The sequence below is a fragment of the Streptomyces sp. NPDC049040 genome (assembly GCF_043197715.1).
Lineage (GTDB): Bacteria > Actinomycetota > Actinomycetes > Streptomycetales > Streptomycetaceae > Actinacidiphila.
This window is the reverse complement of record NZ_JBICTO010000014.1, coordinates 47048-68129: the sequence shown is the minus strand read 5'-3', so window position 1 is coordinate 68129 and position 21082 is coordinate 47048. Positions and strand designations below refer to the sequence as shown.

The following is a 21082-nucleotide window of genomic DNA, read 5'->3' as shown; positions in this document are numbered from 1 at the left end:
CTTCGCCGGTCGCTGGCCCGGTCGCGCCCGGCGGCACCCCGCCGGGTGGCGTGCCGGTGCCTCAGGGACCGGTGCCACCGCCGGCGGGTGCCCCGCATCCCCCGGGCGCGACGCCGCCGGGTGGGGTTCCGGTGCCCCCGGCAGGCGCGCCGGCGGCTCCGCCTCCGGCGGCAGTCCCGGGACCGGTGCCTCCGCCTCCGCCGGCAGCCACCCAGCACATGCCCGGCGCCACCCCGCCCGGTGGGGTGCGGGTGCCGCCTGCCGGGGGCGCCCGGCAGGCACCCGGTGCGACGCCGCCCGCTGTCCCGCCGGTGCCCCCCGGGGCAGCCCCGGGGCCGGTACCGCCCCCGGTGGGGGCGTATGTGCCCGGTGCGACGCCGCCCGGCGGTGTGCCGGTGTTCCCGGGGGTGCAGCCCGCGGCTCCGCGACGGAGGCGGGGACGGGTCGTCGTCGGGGGATGGCTGGCCGCGGCGGTCGTCGTGGTCGGGGCCGTGGCCTTCGGCGGCGGGTTCGACCGGGGGAACAGCGCCGTCGCCCGGCCGGACGGCGCGGCGGCGAAGCCGTCGCCGGTCAGCGGCATCCGGACGTACCACGACATCGGGCTCGACGCGGGCGACGGCCTCGTACTGGCGACCGACCCGCCGCAGAGCATGCCGGGGGTCGAGAACGGCACGTTCGGCTACACCGCCGACGGCGGGGCCTTCGTCTCGGACGTCACCCGCGGCGCCCTCGTGCTGCTCAGCCCGGAGACCCCCGGCACTCGCGACAGCTGCCGCGGCGAGAGCGACCTGGTCGTCTCCGTCCCCAGGGCGCAGCTCACCACCGGGTCGCGGCTGTGCGTGGTGGACGTGGACGGCACCACGACGCTGGTGACGTTCCGTCAGCTCTCGGACCCCGGCGGCCCCGTGGCCCACGCCACCCTCGACCTCATCGTGTGGCCCGCGCGGCAACTTTGACGCAGATTTCGCCGACCGTGTGGCGCAATAGCGCCCTGTCGCGTTTACTGATCGACCCCGGACCCCATGACTCGGAGGCGCCGGGGCCTGAGTGCGTGTGAGGCAGGGGCACATGGTGGTGGGGGAAACGCATGTGGTCGACGCGGACCGCAGCGAGACGGTCGTGGGGGCGGTGACCGGGGGCGGCGCGGCGTTACGCGCCGCAGTGTCCCGGCTCGAACGGGAACTGGCCGCGTACGGACGCGCATTACCTGACCGCGGCGTCGCCGAGGACGGCCTCGCCGAGCTGGCCAGGCAGGCGACCGGCGCCCCGGCGCCGGAACAGCTGCGGCACTCGCTGCTGCTGGTCGCCGCAGCGCTCGGCTCGGTCAGCGCGCTGAGGGTCCCGCTGGCCGCACTGCGGGAGGCGGTCGAGCAGCAGTTGGCCCGCTGAGCCCGGCCCTGCGCCGCACGCAGCGGAGCCCGGCGCGGGCCCGCGGCTACACCACCGGTGCCGCGCTGCTGAGCGCGAGCGCCAACTCCTTTGCCACCCCGTGCAGTACAGGCACGATCTTCTCGGTGGCCGCGTCCGTCACCCGTCCCGCGGGTCCCGAGATGGAGATCGCCGCGGCTGTCGGAGATCCCGGCACCGTCACCGCCAGGCACCGCACCCCGGCCTCCTGCTCGCCGTCGTCGACCGCGTAGCCGGCCGCGCGGATACGGTCCAACTCGGCCAGGAAGGCGTCGGGTTCCGTGATGGTCCGGTCGGTCGCCGCGGGCATCCCGGTGCGGGTCAGCAGCGCCCGCACCTCGGCCGGTGGCACCTGCGCGAGCAGGGCCTTGCCGACCCCGGTGGAGTGCGGCAGCACCCGCCGCCCGACCTCGGTGAACATCCGCATCGAGTGCCGGGAGGGCACCTGCGCCACGTAGACGACCTCGTCGCCGTCGAGGAGTGCCATGTTCGCCGTCTCGCCGGTGGCCTCGACCAGTTCGGCCAGGTACGGCCGCGCCCAGGTGCCCAGCAGCCGGGACGCGGTCTCGCCGAGCCGGATGAGCCGCGGGCCGAGCGCGTACCGCCGGTTGGCCTGCTGGCGTACGTATCCGCTGGCCAGCAGCGTCCGCATCAGCCGGTGGATGGTCGGCAGCGGCAGCCCGCTGCTCGCCGACAGCTCGCTCAACCCCACCTCGCCGCCCGCGTCGGCCATCCGCTCCAGCAGATCGAAGGCCCGTTCGAGAGACTGGACGCCCCCGGCGCGTTCAGCTGACACGTGCGATCCCCTCTGATCCCTTGCTCGCGGAAGGTGACTTTCGCTGTGCGGAATCCTACCGCTCTTGACGCCCGCGTGAAGGCTATCCACCATGTCCGTCAACAGAACGTTGAATTCTCCCGCTCCCTGCCAGGAGGTCATCCCTGTGGACGCCGTGGATCCCGTGCACGAACTGGTGCTGCGCTCGACCCGGGTCGTGACCCCGGAGGGCGAGCGCCCGGCGTCCGTCGCGGTGCGCGCCGGCACCATCACCGCGGTCCGTCCGCACGACGCGCCCGTCCCGCACGGGGTGCCCGTCACCGACCTGGGCGACGACGTCCTGCTGCCCGGCCTGGTGGACACCCACGTCCACATCAACGACCCGGGCCGCACGCAGTGGGAGGGCTTCGCCAGCGCCACCGCGGCCGCCGCGGCCGGCGGCGTCACCACCGTCGTCGACATGCCCCTCAACAGCATTCCGCCGACCACGACCACCGCCCATCTGGAGGTCAAACGGGACACCGCCCGCGGCCGGGTGCACACCGACGTGGGTTTCTGGGGCGGCGCGGTGCCCGGCAACCTGGCGGACCTGCGACCGCTCCAGGACGCGGGCGTCTTCGGCTTCAAGTGCTTCCTGCTGCCGTCGGGCGTCGAGGAGTTCCCGCAGCTGGCGCCGGCCGAGCTGGCGGCCGCCCTCACCGAACTGAACGGCTTCGGCGGCCTGTTGATCGTGCACGCGGAGGACCCCGGCACCATCGAGGGCGCCCCGCAGCGTCCCGGCCGCCGCTACGCCGACTTCCTGGCGTCCCGGCCGCCTGCCGCGGAGGACCGGGCGGTGGAGGGCCTGATCGCGCTGGCGAGGCGCCTCGACGCCCGCGTCCACATCCTGCACCTGTCGTCCGCCTCGGCGCTGCCGCTGATCGCCGCGGCCAAACGCGACGGCGTCCGCCTCACCGCCGAGACCTGCCCGCACTTCCTCACCCTGACCGCGGAGGAAGTCCCGGACGGGGCGACCGAGTTCAAGTGCTGCCCGCCGATCAGGGAGGCCGCCAACCAGGACGCGCTGTGGCAGGCGCTGGCCGACGGCACCCTCGACTGCGTGGTCTCCGACCACTCGCCCTCCACCATCGATCTCAAGGCGAAGGACACCGGGGACTTCGCCGCCGCCTGGGGCGGCATCTCGTCACTGCAACTGGGCCTGCCCGCGGTGTGGACCGAGGCCCGCCGCCGCGGCCACAGCCTCTGCGACGTGGCCCGCTGGATGTCCGCGGGCCCCGCGGCGCTGGCCGGCCTCGGCGCCAAGGGCGCCATCGCCGAGGGCCGCGACGCCGACTTCGCCGTCCTCGACCCGGACGCGGTCTTCACCGTCGACCCGGCCCTGCTGCGGCACCGCAACCCCCTCACCGCCTACGCCGGCCGCACCCTGCACGGCGTCGTCCGCGGCACCTGGCTGCGCGGCCGGCGGATCGCGGCCGACGGCGCCGTGGTCGAGCCGCACACCGGGCGGCTGCTGACCGCCCCGGGGCGCTGACCGGCCCCCGCACGCACGAGGGGTGACGCACCGGCGGACCGGTGGCGTCACCCCTCGTGACCGCCCGGAGGCGGGACTGCTCAGGCCGCGCGTCGCGCCTTGCGGCGGTGCGCCGCGATGATCTCGGCGTAACGCCGACCGCTGCCCTTGATGGTGCGCTTCTGGGTGGTGTAGTCGACGTGGACGAGGCCGAAGCGCTTGTCGTAGCCGTACGCCCACTCGAAGTTGTCCAGCAGCGACCAGGCGTAGTAGCCGGCCAGCGGCACCCCGCGGCGGACCGCGCGGGCGCAGGCCGCCAGGTGCTCGTCCAGGTAGGCGGTCCGCTCGGGATCGTCGACCTGGCCGTCGGCGCCGACGGTGTCGCGGTAGGCGGAACCGTTCTCCGTGACGAAGATCTTGCGGGCGCCGTACTCCTCGGACAGCCGGACCAGCAGCTGCTCCAGGCCGTCCGCGTTGACCTCCCAGTCCATCGCCGTCCGCCGGACACCCGGCAGGTAGACCGACTTGGCGTGCGGGGCAGGCCCGGTCGGGTCGTCGGTGATGACGTTGCGGAAGTAGTAGTTCAGGCCCAGCCAGTCCAGCGGGGCGGCGATCGACTCCAGGTCGCCGTCCTTGACCGGCAGGTCCACACCGTAGAGGTCAACCATGTCCTGCGGGTAGCCGCGGCCGTGGATCGGGTCGAGCCACCAGCGGTTGGTGTGGCCGTCGGCCCGGCGCGCGGCGGCGATGTCGGCGTCGCGGTCGGTGGCCGGCTCGCACGGGCTGAGGTTGTTCACGATGCCGACCCGCACATCGGAGTGTGCGGCCCGCAGCGCCTGCACGGCCAGGCCGTGTCCGACGTGCAGGTGGTAGGACGCGCGCACCGCCGCGGTCAGGTCCGTCCACCCGGGGGCCATGGTGCCCTCCAGGTGGCCGATCCAGGCCGAGCACAGCGGCTCGTTGAGCGTCGCCCAGTCCTTGACGCGGTCGCCGAGCGCCTCCGCGACCACGGCCGCGTAGTCGCCGAAACGTTCCGCCGTCTCACGCTCGGGCCAGCCGCCCCGGTCCTGCTGGGCCTGCGGGAGGTCCCAGTGGTAGAGGGTGGCGTTGGGGGTGATGCCCGCTTCGAGCAGCGAGTCCACCAGCCGGTCGTAGAAGGCCAGACCGGCGGCGTTCACCTCGCCGCCGCCCTGCGGCATGACCCGCGGCCAGGCTATGGAGAAGCGGTAGGAGTCGAGGTCGAGGGTCTTCATCAGGCCCAGGTCCTCGGCCGTGCGGTGGTAGTGGTCGCAGGCGACGTCGCCGGTGTCGTCGCCGTCGATCTTGCCGGGGGTGTGGGAGAAGGTGTCCCAGATGGACGGGGCCCGGCCGTCCTCGTCCACCGCGCCCTCGATCTGGTACGCGGCGGTGGCCGCTCCCCAGACGAAATCGGCGGGAAGAGCGCTGAGGTCGTTCACAAGCTGCCTTTCGGGAGGGGTTACTTGACGGCGCCGGCGGTGAGCCCGGCGACGAGGTAACGCTGGAGGAGCAGGAATCCGGCGACCACGGGAACGCTCACAACGATCGAGGCTGCCATGACCTGGTTCCAGTACACGTCGTTCTGGGTCGCGTACTCGCGCAGGCCGACCGCGAGCGTTCTGGTGGACTCGTTGGTCATGACCGAGGCGAACAGCACCTCGCCCCAGGCCGTCATGAACGCGTAGACGCTGACGGCGACGATGCCGGGGATCGCGGCCGGGACCACGACCCTGAACAGCGCGCCGAGCGGGCCGCAGCCGTCCACCTTCGCGGCCTCGTCCAGATCCCGCGGGATCGAGTCGAAGTAGCCCGCCAGCATCCAGATGGAGAAGGGCAGCGAGAAGGTGAGGTAGGTGATGATCAGCCCGAGCCGGCTGCCGTTGAGGGTGAGGCCCGTGCTGTTGCCGATGTTGACGAAGATCAGGTACAGCGGCAGCAGGAACAGGATGCCCGGGAACATCTGGGTGGACAGCACCGTCACCGTGAAGACCTTGCGGCCCATGAACCGGTAGCGGCTCACCACGTAGGCGGCGAAGATGGCCAGCACCACGGAGAAGACCGTGGCACTGACGCAGACGATCACCGAGTTCACGAAGTAGTGCGCGAGCGGGATCGTCTTCCAGATGTCGATGTACGGCTTGACCGTCAGGCTGTGCGGGATCCACTTGAACGAGCCCTGCACGTCCTGAAGGCTCTTCAGGGACGAGCTGAGCATCACGTACACGGGGACGAGCACGAAGGCCAGCAGCAGTGTCAGGACGACCCGCCGGGTCCACAGGAAGGACTTCGGCTGCGCCATCGGGGACGGCTGGTCGGTGAACCTAGACATCGTTCTCGCTCCTTCCCCTGGACGTGACCAGCAGGTATACGGCCGTCACCACGAGCAGGAAGAGCAGCAGCAGGACGGACATCGCCGAACCCGAGCCGAAGTTCCAGTTGATGAACGAGGACTGGTAGATGTGGATCGAGATCAGGTCCGCCTGGTGCGGCGGGTTCTGCCCGAACATCACGAACGGCGTGTTGAAGTCGTTGAACGTCCACAGGAAGAGCACCAGGACGATCACCTGGTTCACCGGCCGCAGCGACGGCATGGTGATCTTCCTGATCTGCTGCCAGACGCCGGCGCCGTCCATCGCGGCGGCCTCGTACAGCTCGCGCGGGATGTTCTGCAGACCGGCCATCAGCGCCAGGAAGGCGAACGGCCAGGACTTCCAGACCGACACGATGACCATGGCCCAGAAGCTGTTGTCGCCGATCAGCCAGAAGGACTTGCTCGACGTCACGTGCAACTGGTCGTGCAGGACGTGGTTCACCAGGCCGGTGTCCTGCTGGAACATGAAGGTCCAGGTGATCAGCGCCGCGTACGCGGGGAGCGCGTAGGGCACCAGGAAGATCGTGCGGATCAGGCCGCGGCCGCGGAACTTGTCCTGCAGCAGGATCGCCGCGGCGACACCGAGCAGCCAGGACAGCGCCACGGACAGGAGGGTGTAGGACAGCGTCACCCAGAACGAGTGCAGCAGTGCCTGGCCGATCGGCTGGTGGATCTTTACCGCGGCTTTGTAGTTGTCGAACCCGGCCCAGGGGGCGGTGTTCCAGTGGTGGATGTAGAACAGCGTCAGGTTCTTGAAGCTGATCAGGATGCCGAAGAACATCGGCACGATGTGGATCAGCAGTTCGGCGAGAATGGCGGGCAGCAGGAGCAGGTACGGCAGTCCGCCTCGGCGGAGCCGTTCGACGATACGCGGCCGGAGCCGGCCCCCGGCAGCGGACTTGCCGCTGCTGGGGCCGGCTTCGGGTGCACGCCTCGGGGGGGCGGTGGCAGTCATGGAGGAGAGCCGATCCTTAACTGGCGGGCATCTGCTGCTGCGCCTTGGTCAGCGCGGCCTTGACGGTTTCGTCCGTCACCGGCTTGCCGGCGGCAGCGTCGGCGAACAGGCTCTTGACGGCGGGGCCGACCAGGTTCTCGAACTGGCTCTCGTTGGCCACCTGCGGCAGCGGTGCGGCCGACTTCTGCAGCACCTCGGCGAGGACCTTCAGGTCCGGCGTCTGGAAGGCCGGGTCGCTCTGCGCCTCGACGACCGGCGGGATCGAGCCGTACTTGCCGTTGAGGACCTTCTGCTCGTCGGTGCTCGTCATGAACTTGACGAAGGCCTCGGCGGCGTCCTTGTGCTTGGTGTCCTTGAAGATGGCCATGTTGATACCGGCCACCATCGAGGTCACACCGGCGTCACCGCTGGCGCCCGCGGTCTGCGTCGGGACCGGCACCACGCCGTACTGGTCGGGCTTCATGCCGTGCGAGGCGATCGACGCGGACGCCGTCTGCCACATCATCATCGCGGCCTTGCCGGTGGCGAAGTCGGTGATGGTCTGGTTCTGGACGTACTCGGCGTTGCCCTTGGCCGCGATCTTGTCGCCGGCGATGAAGTCCACGTACTGCTTGACCGCCGCGACCTGCTGCGGGCCGGTGAAGGTCGGGCCGCCCTTGTCGTCGAACCAGCTGGCGCCGCGCTGCTTGGCCAGCACGAAGATGTGGTGGATGTTCTCCGCGCCGTTGGCACCCTCGACGGCGATGCCGTAGTGGCCGTCCTTGGTGAGCTTCTTGCCGTCGGCGACCAACTCGTCCCAGGTGGTGGGGGGGTTGGCGATGCCGGCGTCGGCGAACATCTTCTTGTTGTAGTACAGGCCGTACGCCATCGAGTACAGCGGCACGGCGGCGGGGTCCTGTCCTGCCGCACCCGCGGAGGCGATCGCGGCCGGGGCGAACCGGTCCTTGCCGCCGATGGTGCCGAAGGCGGTGTCGTCCCACGGCATGAGGGCGCCGGTCGCCTGCAGCGACGCGGACCAGGTGTTGCCGATGTTCAGGACGTCGGGGCCCTGGCCGGAGGTGGCCGCCGCCAAGATGCGGTTGAGCAGGTCGGCCCAGCCGATGACCTCGAGCTTGACCTTGATGCCGCTCTGCGCGGTGAACTTGTCCAGCTCGGTGGTGAGGGTCTTCTTGTCGGCGTCCAGGCTGGTGCCCTGGTTGCTCGCCCAGTACGTGATCGTCTGGCCCTTGAGGCTGTTGGCGTCGGCGGGCTTGCCGCTGCCGCTGCTGTCGTCGTCGGAGCCCCCGCCACACGCGGCGAGGGTCAGACCGAGCGCGGCCACGAGGGCGGTGGCCGCGAGGAGTCTGCTGGAGGTGCTGGAAGAGCGCATGACGGTTCCCTCTCAGGGGTGGGATCGCTTCAGGAAGTGAACAGCGCCTGTGTCTTAATTCAGGGCGTGATTTAACTTGTGAGAAAAGGTGGCGTCAAGACCTTGTGCAGCGATAGATTCACGCCGGACCCCCCGGGAGGGACACAAGATGGCTGAGCGAGGCAAGCGCACCGTTCGTGACCTGCGGCGCGGCAACCGTGCATCGCTTCTGCGTCATTTGTATTTCGAAGGCCCGCTGAGCCGCCAGGAGCTGGGCCGGGACACGGGTCTGAGCGCGGGGTCGATCAGTAACGTCGTTGGAGAGTTGATCGCGGACGGCATGGTCGAGGAGGCCGGCGCCGTCGAGTCGGACGGCGGGCGGCCGAGGATCCTGCTCCAGGTCGCTCCCGGCTACGGCTACGTGGTCGGCGTGGACGTCGGCGAGACCCGGGTCAGGGTCGAGCTCTTCGACCTCGCGCTGACCGAACGGGCCGCCGCCGACCTGCCGTTGTCCGACAGCGGCCACGACGTGGACCACGTCGTGCGGCTCGCGCTCGACGGCATCGAGACGGTGGTCCGCGAGGCCGGCATCGACGACAGCGAGGTGCTCGGCGTCGGCATCGGCGTCCCCGGCATCGTCGCCCAGGCCGACGCGCCCGGCGCGGTGCCCGGCGAGGGCGTCGGCATCGTCGTGCACGGCCAGACCATCGGCTGGGACGCCGTACCGCTCGGCCGGCTGCTGCGGGCCGGCACCGCCCTCCCGCTCTTCATCGACAACGGCGCCAAGACCCTCGGCCAGGCCGAGATGTGGTTCGGCGCGGGCCGCGGTTCGGACAACGTGGTGATCGCGCTGATCGGCTCGGGCGTCGGCGCCTGCGTCGTCACCAACGGCAAGCCCTACCACGGGGCGAGCAGCAGCGCGGGGGAGTGGGGGCACACCACGCTGCGGGTCGGCGGCCGCACCTGCCGCTGCGGCTCCCGCGGCTGCCTCGAGGCCTACGTCGGCGCCGAGGCGCTGCTCGGCCGCTGGCCCAGCGCGCCCGAGGGGGTCAGCGAGGAGACCGCGCTGGCCGAGCTGATCGCCGCGGCCGACCGCGACCCGGAGGCGGACGCGCTGCTCGCCGAGGCCGCCGAATACCTGGGCGCGGGCATCGCCGACCTGATCAACCTCTTCAACCCGCACCGGATCGTGATCGGCGGCTGGGCCGGGCTGATGCTCGGCCCGCGGGTGCTGCCCACCGTCAGGGAGGTCGCCGCCGCCTACGCCCTGCACCACCCCTGCGCGCAGACCTCCATCGAGCTGGGCCGGCTCGGTGCCGACGCGGTCACCGTCGGTGCGGCCACCCTGCCGCTGGCCCGCTTCCTGGACACCGGCGGCGAGCGCCCGGTCGGGCTGCCGGCCCAGGCCGACGGCGAGCGGCACGGCGATCCCGGTTCGGTGCGGAACAGAATCGCCCGGGCGGTACGTTGACGGGACGGCGCGAAGCGCGCCGGTATCACCCCATTCGGCACCGCACGTCCCTAGGAGTACCGCTGTGACCCTGCAGCAGCAGATCGTCGGCAATGCCATGCAGATGGCCGTCTGCACCCTGAACCCCGGGCAGACGGTCTACTGCGAGGCCGGGAAGTTCCTGTTCAAGACCGCCAACGTGTCGATGGAGACCCGCCTCGGCGGGCCCGGCACCCGCAATGCCGGCGGCGTCGGCCAGCAGGGCGGCGGTGGCGGTGGCGGCGGCATGGGCGGGATGCTGCGGCAGGCCATGGGCACCGCGATGCAGGTCGGCCAGCGCGCGCTGGCCGGCGAGTCGCTGGCCTTCCAGTACTTCACCGCGTCCGGCGGCGAGGGCACCGTCGGCTTCGCCGGGGTGCTGCCCGGCGAGATGCGGGCCCTGGAGCTGACCGGGTCGCGTGCCTGGTTCGCCGAGAAGGACGCCTTCGTCGCCGCCGAGGAGACCGTGCAGTTCGGCATCGCCTTCGCCGGCGGCCGGCAGGGCATGAGCGGCGGCGAGGGCTTCATCCTGGAGAAGTTCACCGGCCACGGCACCGTGATCATCGCCGGCGCCGGCAACTTCATCGACCTCAACCCCGCCGACTTCGGCGGCCGCATCGAGGTCGACACCGGCTGCATCGTCGCCTTCGAGGAGGGCATCCAGTACGGCGTCCAGCGCATCGGCGGCCTCAACCGCCAGGGCATCATGAACGCGGTCTTCGGCGGCGAGGGCCTCTCGCTCGCCACCCTGGAGGGCAACGGCAGGGTGATCCTGCAGTCCATGACGATCGAGGGCCTGGCCAACGCGCTGAAGAAGGCGCAGGGTGGTGACAAGCAGGGTCCCACCGGTGGCTTGTTCTCGACGCACGCCGGGTGACGCGGGGCACCGCCCCTTTGCTCTCATGCTCCTCTCATGTCACGGTGCGGTGACAGCTCCCCGATCGACCGGCGGCGGGCCCCCGCCCGGCGAGTAGCGTGCTGATCGCGGTCTCCACCCACCGCACCATCCGGGCAGCACCGTCAGGAAGGACCGCGATCCTCCGTGTACCGCTGGGAGACCACCAGGACCGCGCTCGCACAGCGGGTTTTCGCCACGATCCGCAGCCGGACCTACGACCAGGCCGCGGCGACCGCCGACATGCTGCTGTCGGCCGGGCTCACCACCCTGGAGATCTCGCTCACCACGCCCTTCGCGCTGGAAGCCGTCACCACCCTCGTGCGCGAGGTCGGCGACGACGCCATGATCGGGGCCGGCACGGTCGTCGACGCGACGTCCGCGCGGATGGCCATCGACGCGGGCGCGCGCTTCCTGCTGGCGCCGAACCTGGACGAGGCGGTGCTGCGCACCGGCCACCGCTACGGGGTGCCCGTCTTCCCCGGGGTGGCCACCCCGACCGAGGCGGTCCGTGCGATGGAGCTGGGCGCGGACGCGCTGACGCTGTATCCCGCGTCGGCCCTCAGCCCGCGGTGGGTCGCCGATCTCCGTACGATCCTGCCGCAGGCGCCGCTCATCCCGATCGGCGGCATCACGGTCGCCGCGGCTCCCGAGTGGGTGGCCTCCGGCGCGGTGGCGGTCGGCATGGGCTCCGCTCTCACCGAGGGCGACCGCCCGACCGTGACCAAGCGCCTCGCCGACCTCCTCGACCGCCTGGCCGACCCCACCTGACCCTGCCTGCCGTGTCCGGCGCCTCGTGCCGGGTGCGCCGCCGCAGGGTCCGGGGGAGGGGCCGGCAGGACGTGGGGCCGCCTTCCTCCCCCGCAGGGCGTGCGGGCCGCGCCCGGGTCGGTCAGCGCCCACCCGCCCCCCGCTGCCGTCGCGGCCCGCCTGCCGGGCCGGCGGTCGATTCAGTAGCCGGCGGTGAAGCGCCGCCCCCGGTGCCTCGGCTGCTCGGCCTCGTCGAGGAGCGCCACGGCCAGGTCCTCGTACGACAGCGCGGAGACGCCGTCCGCGTCGGTGACCAGTGTGTCGCCGCCCAGCCGGTGGCGCCCGGTGCGCCCGCCGGGGCCGAGCAGGGCGGCGGGGCTGAGGTAGGTCCAGTCGACACCGGTGGCCGCACGGCAGCGGGCGAGCTGGTCCGCGCAGGCGTCGGCTATCGGCCGCCATTCGGCGGGGAAGTCCGGCGCCTCGGCGACGGTGCCGCCGCCCGGCAGGGCGAGCGTCCCGGCTCCGCCGACGACCAGCAGCCGCCCCCCGGTCGCGGCCAGTGCGGCGAGCATCACCTCCGTGGCGGCGACCAGTTCGGTCTCCCTGCCGTGCGGCGGGCGGGTCGCGGTGATCACCACGTCCCGGCCTGCCGCCAGTTCCACGACCGACGCGTAGGACAGCGCGTCCCCGACCCGGCCCCTGGCGCCCGCGGGCAGTCCCGCGAGGCGTGCGGGTGTCCGCACGACGGCGTCGACCTGGTGGCCGCGAGCCAGGGCTTCCGCGACGACGCGGCGGCCGGCCGCACCCGCGGCTCCGAAAACGGTGATCCGCACGGGAGGCTCCTCAGGCTCGGGCGGGCTGTGGGCGGGCGGGAAGCACGGGCCGCAGCTGCGCGGCCACCAGGGAGCCCAGGATCAGGGCGCCGCCCAGCACTTGGACGGCCGTCAGCCGCTGGCCGAGTGCCAGCCAGCCGACCACGGTGGCGACCACCGGGCTGAGCAGCCCGAGAAAGGTGACGTCGGTCGGCGGCAGCTCGCGTATCCCCCGGAACCACAGCGCGTACGCCACCGCCGCCCCGATCAGCGTGAGATAGCCGTAGCCGAGCAGATTCCCCGGGGTCAGCGAGGACGGCGGCGGCCCCTCGGCGAGCAGCGCGACCGGCAGCAGGACCATTCCGCCGGCGACCAGTTGCCAGCCGGTGGTGGCCGGCAGCGGCGCGGGCGCGGGCCACCGCTTGCTCAGGACGACCCCGGTCGCCATCACCAGGGCGCTGCCGAGCGCCGCGAGGACGCCGAGCGTGTCGAGCCGTGCGCCCGACCGGAGCACCAGCAGGCTCACCCCTGCCACCCCCGTCAGGCCGGTGACCACCGTGCGTGCGGTGAGGCGGTCGCCGAGCAGCCCGGCGGAGAAGACCGCGACCAGCAGCGGCTGGAGCGCGCCGACGGTGGCGGCGACACCGCCGGGCAACCGGTAGGCGGCGATGAACAGCAGGGCGAAGAAGGCGCCGATGTTGAGGGTGCCGAGCAGCAGCGAGCGCCACCACCACACTCCGTGCGGGAGCCGGCGGGTGCCCGCCAACAGCAGCAGTCCTGCGGGCAGTGCCCGCAGGACCCCGGCCAGCAGGGGGCGGTCGGGCGGCAGGTACTGGGTCGTGACGTAGTACGTCGTGCCCCAGATGCTGGGCGCCAGGGCGGTCAGCAGGATGATCCCCGTTCGATTTCTTAGCACTAAGATAAAATATCTCAGTGCTAAGAGATTGGCTAGTCTGGCCCGATGGAACCGACCGAAGGCGCAGACCACGTCGACCTGGTACTCGACCAGTGGGCCAGGCGGCGGCCCGACCTGGACGTCTCACCGATGGCCGTGATCGGCAGGCTCAAGCGGCTCAGCCGCGTGATCGACGCGGAACTCCGCAAGGTCTTCGCCGAGTTCGGGCTCGACCCCGCGTCCTTCGACGTCCTCGCCACGCTGCGGCGCAGCGACCCGCCGCACCGGCTGACCCCCGCGCAGCTCATGCAGTCCTCGATGGTGACGTCGGGCGCGGTCAGCCAGCGCCTCGACCGCCTCGGGACCGCAGGCCTGGTCACCCGCACCCGCAGCGAGGAGGACGCCCGCGTCGTCCATGTCGCCCTCACCCCCGCGGGGCTCGCGCTGATCGACCAGGCGCTGCCGGCCCACGTCGCCAACGAGCACCGCCTGCTCGCCGCCCTCGATCCCGCGGCCCGCACCGAGGTGGCGTCGACGCTGCGCACCCTCCTGCTGTCCCTCGGCGACGCCACCTGACGGCGCGGCCCCCCGCCCGGCGGGCGGCGGTCGGGACCCGGGCATGGCCGGCGGCACCCGCGCCCGGCGGGGGCGCGGCGGCCGCGTAAAATTGCGCGGCCGGGGGGAGCATCCCCCCATCCCAGCCTGGAGGCAGCCGTGATCGTCGCCGTACCCGGTTCGAAGTCCGTGACGGCACGCGCGTTGTTCCTGGCCGCGGCGGCCGAGGGGGAGAGCGTCCTGCGCAAGCCGCTGGTCTCCGACGACACCGACGGCTTCGCACAGGCCCTCGCCACCCTCGGCTACGACGTGCGGCGCGGGGCGCAGGAGTGGCGCGTCACGGGCCGCCCCCAGGGCCCGTCGCGGCCCGCCGCCGAGGTGGACTGCCGCGACGCCGGCACCGCGGCCCGCTTCCTGCCCGCCCTGGTGGCGGCCGCCACGTCAGGCACCTACCGCTTCGACGCCTCGGCCCAGATGCGCCGCCGCCCGGTGGCCCCCCTCACCGACGCGCTCCGCGCGCTCGGCGTGGACCTCGTGCACGACGGTGCCGAGGGCCATCTCCCCCTCACCGTGCGGGCGGCCGGGCTGAAGGGCGGTGAGGTGGTGCTCGACGCGAGCCTGTCCTCGCAGTTCCTGACCGCGCTGCTGATGACCGGCCCGCTGACGGCCGAAGGGCTGCGGATCAAGGTGACCGGCATCGTCTCGGTGCCCTACGTCGAGATCACCCTGGCGATGATGCGCAGCTTCGGCGTGCAGGTGGCCCGCGAGGGCGACACCTTCGTCGTGCCGCCCGGCGGCTACCGTGCGGCGGACTACGCGATCGAGCCGGACGCCTCGGCGGCCAGCTACGTCTTCGCCGCCGCCGCGCTCGCGGGCAGGACCGCCACCATCCCGGGGCTGGGGCGCGGCGCGTTGCAGGGCGACCTCGGGTTCGTCGAGGTGCTGCGCGCGATGGGCGCCGAGGTGGAGATCGGCGAGGACGCCACGACGGTGACCGGCACCGGCCGCCTGTCCGGGGTGACCGTCAACATGCGGGACATCTCCGACACGATGCCCACCCTCGCGGCCATCGCCCCTTTCGCGGACGGCCCGGTGCGTATCGAGGACGTCTACAACACCCGCGTCAAGGAGTGCGATCGCCTGGACGCGTGCGCGGAGAACCTGCGCGCTCAGGGCATCGGGGTCGAGACCGGCCGGGACTGGATCGAGATCAGCCCCGGCACACCGGCCCCCGTGCAGATCGCCTGCCGCGGCGACCACCGGATGGCGATGAGCTTCGCGGTCGCCGGACTGCGCACGCCGGGCACGACCTTCGACGACCCGGAGTGCGTGAAGAAGACCTTCCCCGGGTTCCACGAGTTCTTCGCCGACCTGCGGGCGGGCTGGGGCGTCTGACGCTGCGGCGACGCGCCGGGGGAGGAATTGGGCCGAAGAAGCGTTTCGCCGGATGTGTCCGGATTTAGGGTGATGTCCGTACGTCTCGCTTCCATGAAAGGGTCACCCGTGCGCATCCGTACGACCTTTGCCGCCGCCGTCTGCGCGGCAGGTATCGCGCTGTCCTTCCCGATGTCCGCCCACGCGGCCGACGGCCAGTTCTACTACACCTACGGCAACGGCCAGGTCGGCATCCTGGACAGCCCCCCGAGCCAGCAGTGCGTCACGCTGCCCGAGGTCGCGGACGAGAGCGTGGCACCCGCCAACGCCCCCTACAACGCGACCGGCTCCACGGTCACGGTCTTCACCGGTCCGGACTGCACCGGTGAGTACTTCACGCTGCGCCCCGCGAGCGACACCGCGACGCAGGCCGCACCGGAGGTTGCGCCGCAGGGTGACACGCAGGCCGCTCCGCAGGGTGCCGCGCAGGTTGCGCCGCAGGGTGCTGTCCAGACTGCGCCGCAGGGTGACGCGCAGGTTGCGCCGCAGGTTGCCCCGCAGGCTGCTCCGCAGGTCGCGCCGGCAGGTGACGCGCAGGTTGCGCCGCAGGGCGACGCGCAGGCTGCTCCGCAGGTCGCGCCGGCAGGTGACGCGCAGGTTGCGCCGCAGGGTGACGCCCAGGCGGCGCCGCAGGTCGCGCCGCAGGGTGACGTCCAGGCGGCGCCGCAGGTTGCCCCGCAGGCTGCTCCGCAGGTCGCGCCGGCGGGTGACGCGCAGGCGGCGCCGCAGGGTGACACGCAGGCTGCTCCGCAGGGTGCCGTGGCGGGTGCTCCGCAGGTCGCGCCGGAAGGCGACACGCAGGCCGCGCTGCAGGGTGCGCCGGAAGGTGACACACAGGCCGCGCCGCAGGCCGCGCCGCAGAACGTGCCGGACGGCCTGACGATGCGCTCGGTCGTCTTTTCCTGACCCGGCTGCCGGGGCCTGCCGGGGCAGGCCCCGGACGTCGCAGCCCGCGGTGTCGGCGGCCCGGGGTAGTGTCCCCTTCCAGGACCGGTACATCGAGATCCGCCAGGGGAAGATCCGCGATGAGCAGCGCCGACAGCAGCACGCACGAGGGTTTCTCGGCCGAGGAACGGGCCGCGATGAAGGACCACGCCAAGGAGTTGAAGACGGCGGCGCGCCGCAGCGCGCGAGGCGCGGACAAGGCGGCCGAGGCGGAGCGTGACGTCCTGGCGAAGATCGCCGAGATGCAGGACTCGGATCGGGTCATGGCAGAGCGAGTCCACGCGGTCGTCACGGCGAACGGCCCGTCCCTCGCACCGAAGCTCTGGTACGGAATGCCCGCCTACGCCCTCGACGGCAAGGTCGTCTGCTTCTTCCAGAGCGCGGAGAAGTTCAAGGCGCGCTACGCCACCCTCGGTTTCAGCGACCAGGCGAAGCTGGACGAGGGCACGATGTGGGCGGCCGGTTTCGCTCTCACCGAGGTGACAGCCGAGGTGGAGGAGCGGATCGCGGCCCTGGTCAAGCGGGCGGTCGGCTGACCGTTCCGCGGGCAGCGGCCCTCAGCCGGTCGGGGCGACGACGGGTTCGCGGTCGAGCGTGATGCCGAAGTGCTCGCGGTAGGCGGCCAGGATCTCACCGTCGCCCAACTTCCGCTCCTCCCGGCGGTCCCCGCCGCCGGTCAGCACCAGCCGCCGCCCGCTGAGAGTCACCCTCCCCGCCTCGGTCAGCTTGGAGCAGACCAGCGACTTCCGGAAGTGCGACGCCGGCGACGTGCACTGCCACCAGCAGGTCGGCTCGAAGTCGCCCAAGACGTGCGGGCGTTGCTCGACCCGGTAGACGGCCTCGCCGCCGCGCGAGACGTCGAGGTCGCCCTCCGCCGTCTCGGTGATACGGAAGACGCCGCCCGGATCGTGCTGCTCGGCCCTGCTGCGGTAGGCCAGCGGGTGGTGGGTGTGCCGTCCGAAGCCGACGTCCGCCAGCCAGGGCCCGGTGCCGTCCGCCGTGGTGACCCGCAGCGCCATGTGGTCGAACGGTGGCCCGAGCAGACCACCCTCGGCGAAGACGCGCGCGGCCAGCAGGTCCACCCCGAAGCCCAGCGACCGCAGCAGCGCGGCGAAGGCGCCGTTGAGTTCGTAGCAGAAGCCGCCGCGCCGGGCTCCGACGATCTTCTCGACGAGGGCCGCTTCCTCCAGGACGACGTCCTCCCCGAGGTGGATCGACAGGTTCTCGAACGGCACGGTCAGCAGGTGCCGCAACTGGAGCGTACGCAGGGCGTCCGCGTCGGCGGCGGTCGGGCGCGCGGCGCCGATCCGACGAAGGTAGGCGTCGGCCTGGGAGGAGTCCATGCCACCTTTCTACGCGGTGGCGGGGCCGGACGCGCCGCGCGCCGCCGGTTCCCTCGGTGGCGTACGTTGAGGGCGTCCAGCCCCGGGCGGGTCAACCGACCAGCGCCCAGACGAGCTTCCCCACGCCCTGGCGTGAGCTGACCCCCCATCGGCGCCCGGTGAGCGCATCGACCAGGGCGAGGCCGCGGCCGCCTTCGTCGTCGTCCGCCGGCCGCCGCATCTGCGGCATCCGGTCGTTGGCGTCGTGCACCTCGATCCGGATGCCGCCGCCTTGCGGCAGGCGCTCGTACCGGGTCTCGACCAGGCGCCCCGCGGGCGTACGGGCGTGCCGCACGGCGTTCGTCAGCAACTCCGAGAGCACCAGTTCCGCAGGGTCGGCGAGGTGGTCCAGGCCCCACCCGCTGAGGGCCGCCCGCAGTTCGTGCCGGGCCCGCCCGACGGAGTGCCCGGTGAGCGGCCAGCGGCTGACCACAGGCCCGGGCGTGCTTGCGTCGGTGACCTGACCGCCGGTCATGGACGTTTCCATGGACTGCTCCTCCGTGCGTACTAGCGGCACTTCCTGTACCGAACTACGCACAGCGTGACGTGACCGGGGATAGCCTTGACAGGAGGCCAGGCTCTCCAACGAGCTTTGGAGGAAGAGGGAGTTCCACGTGGTACGCAGCCAGGATCCCGACGCGCTGAGCCCCGTTGAGTTCTATGGGCAGGAGATCCAGCGCCGCAGAGAGCTGATGGGCCTGACGCAGGCAGCGCTCGGCGAGAAGGTCGTCATCTCGCCGCAGATGATCGCCCACTTCGAGGCCGGGCGCCGCAAACCCCGCCGCGATGATGCCAAGCGCCTCGACCAGGCGCTTGCCACGGACGGGTTCTTCCACCGGATGCGAGGGACGCTGGATGATGCGCGGTTCGCCGATCACTTTGCCACCGCCGCAGAATTGGAACGCCTCGCGACCGTGATCAAGTGCTATGGGGCGAGCCTGGTGCCCGGGCTGCTGCAGGTAGAGGGCTACACCCGGGCGGTGTTCCGAGCCGGGATCGCGAACCCTACAGAGCGCGATGTAGAGCAGCGGGTCGCCAGTCGGCTGGAGCGGGCGACGATCCTGGATGATCCGGACGGCCCCTGCCTGTGGGTGCTTCTGGACGAGCACGTACTGCGCCGCCCGGTCGGGGGTCCCGCCACCATGGCCGCCCAGGTGCGCCACATCGAGACCCTCACGCGCTGCGGGCGCGTCCGAACCCACGTCATCCCCTTCGCGGTCGGGGCCCACGCGCTGATGGAGAGCATGCTCGTCCTCATGCGATTCACCGACGCTCCCTCGGTGGCGTACGTTGAGGGCGTCCAGACCGGACGGGTTCTCGATGATCCAGCGGTGGTCGACACATGCCAGTCTGCCTATGATCTTGCCCTGGGCGACGCGCTGTCGGCGGAGGAGTCGCTGGCACTCATGGCGGAAGTGGTGGAGAGTTATGAGCGGGTTTGCTGAGCACGACCTGACCCCTGCGGTGTGGCGCAAGTCCAGTCACAGCGGCGCCAGCAACGGCGACTGCGTCGAGGTCGCGGACGGCGTCCCCGGCTTCGCACCGGTGCGGGACAGCAAGGACCCCCAGGGCCCGGCGCTGGTCTTCCCTGCCGCGGCGTGGACGCACTTCCTCACCGCGGTGAAGGACGGCTGGTTCCCGGCGTAGGGCGTGGCTCAGCCGCCTGTCCGGGCCTCGCGGGCCAGGCTCAGGAAGGCGGTCAGGTCGTACACCTTCGTGGTGTCGGCTCCGGCCCACCTGCGGCGGCGGCAGGCTTCACCAGCAGGGGACTCGGCACCGCCGGATGCCAGAGGCGGACCGACTTGTAGTCGGCGCTCGCGACCAGGGTGCCGTCGGGGCTGTGGACCACGGAACGAGCCGTGCCGTAGGTGCCCTTCCAGGTGACCGTGGGGGTCGCGGTGGCGACGTCCCACATCGTGACCTTGCGCCTCTTGCCGCCGGTGGCCAGCGTGGTGCCGTCGGGCCCGAAGGCGAGGGACCTGATCTTGGCGCCGACTCCGGTCCAGGCGGGGACCGGTTTGAGGGTGGCGACGTCCGACATCCTGACCCCGGATGCTCCCGCGGCGGCGACCGTGGTGCCGTCGGGGCTGAAGGCCACCGCGTGGACGCGGCCGCCGGTCTCGGGCCAGTCGGAGACCTTCCTGCCCGAAGCCACATGCCACAGCCGTACGACCTTGTCGTTGCCCCCGGTGGCGAGCATCGTGCCGTCGGGGCTGAAGGCCAGCGCCCGGATCCAGCCGGTGTGACCGCTCAGCGTCGCGGCGCTGCTGCCGGAGGCGACGTCCCACAGCCGGACGACCCGGTCCCCGCCCGCGCTGGCGAGCAGTGAGCCGTCAGGGCTGAAGGCGAGCGCGCGGATCCAGCCGGTGTGACCGGTGAGCTTCACGGTGAAGGGGCGCCCCGTGGAGATGTCCCACAGCCGGATGTCCTTGTCGTCACCGCCGCTGGCGAGCAGTGAGCCGTCAGGGCTGAAGGCCAGCGCGCGGATCCAGTCGGTGTGGTCGCTCAGCTGGGTGCTCGCCACACGCGATGTCCTCAGGTCCCACAGCCGGATGACCTTGTCCTCACCGCCGCTGGCGAGCAGTGAGCCGTCGGCGCTGAATGCCAGGGCGTTGATCTGGGCGGTGTGCCCCTCGAGTTGGTCCGCTTCCGACGTCCGGTCGACCGCCTGCCATTCCCGCCCGGCCGGCGGAGCCGTGTCGCGCGGTGTGTCGAGCAGGGCCAGCGCCTGAACTGCGGTCGGGCGCTGTTCCGGGTCCTTTCGCAGCAGCTGGGTGATCAGCGGGGCGAGCCGGCCGCAACTCCGGGGCGCCGGGGCCTCTTCGTGGAGCACCGAGGTCACAATGCGGGGATCGAAAGGCAGTTCGCCTTCGAGTGCCTCGTACAGCGTCACACCCAGCGAGAAGAGGTCGCCGGCCCCGCCCGCCTCGGCTCCGCCCAGCCTTTCCGGCGCGACGAATCCGGGCGTGCCGACGAGAACGCCGAAGGCGGTCAGCGCGTCGTCGGCCGTCTGCCGCGCGACCCCGAAGTCGGTCAGCAGCACCTCGCCGCCGGCGGCGAGGATGACGGCTGCCGGCGTGATGTTCCGGTGCACCACGTCGGCGGTGTACGCGGCGGCCAGGGCCTTGAGCACGGCCCTGGCGACGTCGGCCGCCCGGTCGACGGACAGCCGGCCGTGGACGGCGAGATGCTCACGCAGCGAACGCCCGTCGACCAATTGCATGACGGTCCACGGCACGTCGTCCTCGGTGAAGGTGTCGTACACGGCGACGACATGGGGGTGTTCGCGCAGCCGTGCGGCGGTGCGGGCCTGCTGGGCGGTGCGGGCCAGCGCCTCGGCCCTGTCGGCGTCGGCGGGCAAGGTGAAGCGCTTGATCGCCACATCGACGCGAAGGTGTTCGTCGTGGGCCCGCCAGACCTCGCCGGCCGCGTCCGCTCCCAGCTTCCCGACCAGCCGATACCGCCCGCCGGCCGTCAGGCCCGGCTCCACCAGAGCTGACACGATTCCCCTACCCCTGTCGGACGGTGCGGTGCCCACTGC

The 21082-nt window shown here is 72.1% G+C and carries 22 protein-coding genes; 12 read left to right on the top strand and 10 right to left on the bottom strand.

From position 1 onward, the window contains the following. Positions 1–479: 479 nt before the first annotated feature. Together ACGFMP_RS28175 and ACGFMP_RS28170 are read left to right on the top strand one after the other, a co-directional pair. Positions 480–956: a hypothetical protein gene (locus ACGFMP_RS28175; RefSeq protein WP_393675823.1), complete on the top strand. Its 477-nt coding sequence runs from the start codon at positions 480–482 to the stop codon at positions 954–956. A 112-nt stretch (positions 957–1068) separates the two neighbouring features. Further along, entirely contained in the window at positions 1069–1389 is a 321-nt protein-coding gene (locus ACGFMP_RS28170; RefSeq protein WP_393675822.1) for a DUF5955 family protein, read from the top strand. A 46-nt stretch (positions 1390–1435) separates the two neighbouring features. Here the strand turns inward: ACGFMP_RS28170 and ACGFMP_RS28165 are convergent, their stop codons facing one another. After that, the gene (locus ACGFMP_RS28165; protein WP_393675821.1) at positions 1436–2203 is read right to left on the bottom strand and encodes an IclR family transcriptional regulator; all 768 of its coding nucleotides are present in this window, start codon (positions 2201–2203) and stop codon (positions 1436–1438) included. A 145-nt stretch (positions 2204–2348) separates the two neighbouring features. Here ACGFMP_RS28165 and allB point away from each other — a divergent pair, with 145 nt between their 5' ends. Further along, complete coding sequence (allB, locus tag ACGFMP_RS28160) at positions 2349–3713, top strand: allantoinase AllB (protein ID WP_393675820.1); 1365 nt, start codon at positions 2349–2351, stop codon at positions 3711–3713. A gap of 80 nt (positions 3714–3793) precedes the next feature. On the opposite strand, the gene ACGFMP_RS28155 is transcribed toward allB, so the two are convergent. From ACGFMP_RS28155 to ACGFMP_RS28140, 4 genes are read right to left on the bottom strand one after another with little or no spacing between them, the layout of a single operon-like run. Further along, entirely contained in the window at positions 3794–5149 is a 1356-nt protein-coding gene (locus tag ACGFMP_RS28155; RefSeq protein ID WP_393675819.1) for a GH1 family beta-glucosidase, read from the bottom strand. Between the two features lie 20 nt (positions 5150–5169). After that, a complete protein-coding gene (locus tag ACGFMP_RS28150; RefSeq protein ID WP_393675818.1) occupies positions 5170–6039 on the bottom strand; it encodes a carbohydrate ABC transporter permease in 870 nt (289 codons plus the stop codon). Continuing rightward, positions 6032–7036 carry a carbohydrate ABC transporter permease gene (locus ACGFMP_RS28145; RefSeq protein WP_393675817.1) on the bottom strand — a complete coding sequence of 335 codons (1005 nt, stop codon included), beginning with the start codon at positions 7034–7036 and terminating at the stop codon, positions 6032–6034. The genes ACGFMP_RS28150 and ACGFMP_RS28145 overlap by 8 nt, the downstream gene beginning before the upstream one ends. 16 nt (positions 7037–7052) lie before the next feature. Beyond that, positions 7053–8405, bottom strand: a complete 1353-nt coding sequence (locus tag ACGFMP_RS28140) for an ABC transporter substrate-binding protein (RefSeq protein WP_393675816.1) — start codon at positions 8403–8405, stop codon at positions 7053–7055. A gap of 148 nt (positions 8406–8553) precedes the next feature. On the opposite strand from ACGFMP_RS28140, the gene ACGFMP_RS28135 reads away from it, so the two are divergent. From ACGFMP_RS28135 to ACGFMP_RS28125, 3 genes are all read left to right on the top strand, one after another. Beyond that, positions 8554–9855: an ROK family protein gene (locus ACGFMP_RS28135; protein WP_393675815.1), complete on the top strand. Its 1302-nt coding sequence runs from the start codon at positions 8554–8556 to the stop codon at positions 9853–9855. A 64-nt stretch (positions 9856–9919) separates the two neighbouring features. Then, positions 9920–10750 carry an AIM24 family protein gene (locus ACGFMP_RS28130; protein ID WP_393675814.1) on the top strand — a complete coding sequence of 277 codons (831 nt, stop codon included), beginning with the start codon at positions 9920–9922 and terminating at the stop codon, positions 10748–10750. Between the two features lie 165 nt (positions 10751–10915). Continuing rightward, positions 10916–11539, top strand: a complete 624-nt coding sequence (locus tag ACGFMP_RS28125; protein WP_393675813.1) for a bifunctional 4-hydroxy-2-oxoglutarate aldolase/2-dehydro-3-deoxy-phosphogluconate aldolase — start codon at positions 10916–10918, stop codon at positions 11537–11539. A gap of 179 nt (positions 11540–11718) precedes the next feature. Here the strand turns inward: ACGFMP_RS28125 and ACGFMP_RS28120 are convergent, their stop codons facing one another. Both ACGFMP_RS28120 and ACGFMP_RS28115 read right to left on the bottom strand, forming a co-directional pair. Continuing rightward, on the bottom strand, positions 11719–12351 hold the full coding sequence (locus ACGFMP_RS28120; protein ID WP_393675812.1) for an NAD(P)-dependent oxidoreductase: 633 nt from the start codon (positions 12349–12351) through the stop codon (positions 11719–11721). Positions 12352–12361: 10 nt separating this feature from the next. Beyond that, positions 12362–13246 carry an EamA family transporter gene (locus ACGFMP_RS28115; RefSeq protein ID WP_393675811.1) on the bottom strand — a complete coding sequence of 295 codons (885 nt, stop codon included), beginning with the start codon at positions 13244–13246 and terminating at the stop codon, positions 12362–12364. Between the two features lie 45 nt (positions 13247–13291). On the opposite strand from ACGFMP_RS28115, the gene ACGFMP_RS28110 reads away from it, so the two are divergent. From ACGFMP_RS28110 to ACGFMP_RS28095, 4 genes are all read left to right on the top strand, one after another. Beyond that, positions 13292–13801 carry a MarR family winged helix-turn-helix transcriptional regulator gene (locus ACGFMP_RS28110; protein ID WP_393675810.1) on the top strand — a complete coding sequence of 170 codons (510 nt, stop codon included), beginning with the start codon at positions 13292–13294 and terminating at the stop codon, positions 13799–13801. A gap of 138 nt (positions 13802–13939) precedes the next feature. After that, positions 13940–15175, top strand: a complete 1236-nt coding sequence (gene aroA / locus ACGFMP_RS28105) for a 3-phosphoshikimate 1-carboxyvinyltransferase (protein ID WP_393675809.1) — start codon at positions 13940–13942, stop codon at positions 15173–15175. Between the two features lie 108 nt (positions 15176–15283). Continuing rightward, positions 15284–16120 (top strand): hypothetical protein, encoded by an 837-nt coding sequence (locus tag ACGFMP_RS28100; RefSeq protein ID WP_393675808.1) that lies wholly within the window; start codon positions 15284–15286, stop codon positions 16118–16120. 119 nt (positions 16121–16239) lie between these two features. Further along, positions 16240–16695 (top strand): iron chaperone, encoded by a 456-nt coding sequence (locus tag ACGFMP_RS28095; protein ID WP_393675807.1) that lies wholly within the window; start codon positions 16240–16242, stop codon positions 16693–16695. 21 nt (positions 16696–16716) lie between these two features. On the opposite strand, the gene ACGFMP_RS28090 is transcribed toward ACGFMP_RS28095, so the two are convergent. Both ACGFMP_RS28090 and ACGFMP_RS28085 read right to left on the bottom strand, forming a co-directional pair. Then, positions 16717–17502, bottom strand: a complete 786-nt coding sequence (locus tag ACGFMP_RS28090) for an arylamine N-acetyltransferase (protein ID WP_393675806.1) — start codon at positions 17500–17502, stop codon at positions 16717–16719. Between the two features lie 91 nt (positions 17503–17593). Continuing rightward, on the bottom strand, positions 17594–18028 hold the full coding sequence (locus tag ACGFMP_RS28085; protein ID WP_393675805.1) for an ATP-binding protein: 435 nt from the start codon (positions 18026–18028) through the stop codon (positions 17594–17596). Between the two features lie 127 nt (positions 18029–18155). Between ACGFMP_RS28085 and ACGFMP_RS28080 the strand changes: the two genes are divergently transcribed. Beyond that, positions 18156–18986 (top strand): helix-turn-helix domain-containing protein, encoded by an 831-nt coding sequence (locus ACGFMP_RS28080; RefSeq protein WP_393675804.1) that lies wholly within the window; start codon positions 18156–18158, stop codon positions 18984–18986. After that, positions 18970–19188, top strand: a complete 219-nt coding sequence (locus ACGFMP_RS28075; RefSeq protein WP_393675803.1) for a DUF397 domain-containing protein — start codon at positions 18970–18972, stop codon at positions 19186–19188. Before ACGFMP_RS28080 ends, ACGFMP_RS28075 begins: the two co-directional genes overlap by 17 nt. Before the next feature lie 52 nt (positions 19189–19240). Here ACGFMP_RS28075 and ACGFMP_RS28070 read toward each other — a convergent pair whose 3' ends face one another. Further along, positions 19241–21043: a WD40 repeat domain-containing serine/threonine protein kinase gene (locus ACGFMP_RS28070; RefSeq protein WP_393675802.1), complete on the bottom strand. Its 1803-nt coding sequence runs from the start codon at positions 21041–21043 to the stop codon at positions 19241–19243. Between the last annotated feature and the right edge of the window lie 39 nt (positions 21044–21082).

Coding starts and splice junctions, on each gene's coding strand:
- ACGFMP_RS28170 (WP_393675822.1), top strand. CDS start 1,069: ATGGTGGTGGGGGAAACGCATGTGGTCGACGCGGACCGCAGCGAGACG.
- ACGFMP_RS28135 (WP_393675815.1), top strand. CDS start 8,554: ATGGCTGAGCGAGGCAAGCGCACCGTTCGTGACCTGCGGCGCGGCAAC.
- ACGFMP_RS28090 (WP_393675806.1), bottom strand. CDS start 17,502: ATGGACTCCTCCCAGGCCGACGCCTACCTTCGTCGGATCGGCGCCGCG.
- ACGFMP_RS28075 (WP_393675803.1), top strand. CDS start 18,970: ATGAGCGGGTTTGCTGAGCACGACCTGACCCCTGCGGTGTGGCGCAAG.
- ACGFMP_RS28110 (WP_393675810.1), top strand. CDS start 13,292: ATGGAACCGACCGAAGGCGCAGACCACGTCGACCTGGTACTCGACCAG.
- ACGFMP_RS28140 (WP_393675816.1), bottom strand. CDS start 8,405: ATGCGCTCTTCCAGCACCTCCAGCAGACTCCTCGCGGCCACCGCCCTC.
- ACGFMP_RS28145 (WP_393675817.1), bottom strand. CDS start 7,036: ATGACTGCCACCGCCCCCCCGAGGCGTGCACCCGAAGCCGGCCCCAGC.
- ACGFMP_RS28085 (WP_393675805.1), bottom strand. CDS start 18,028: ATGGAAACGTCCATGACCGGCGGTCAGGTCACCGACGCAAGCACGCCC.
- ACGFMP_RS28150 (WP_393675818.1), bottom strand. CDS start 6,039: ATGTCTAGGTTCACCGACCAGCCGTCCCCGATGGCGCAGCCGAAGTCC.
- ACGFMP_RS28095 (WP_393675807.1), top strand. CDS start 16,240: ATGAGCAGCGCCGACAGCAGCACGCACGAGGGTTTCTCGGCCGAGGAA.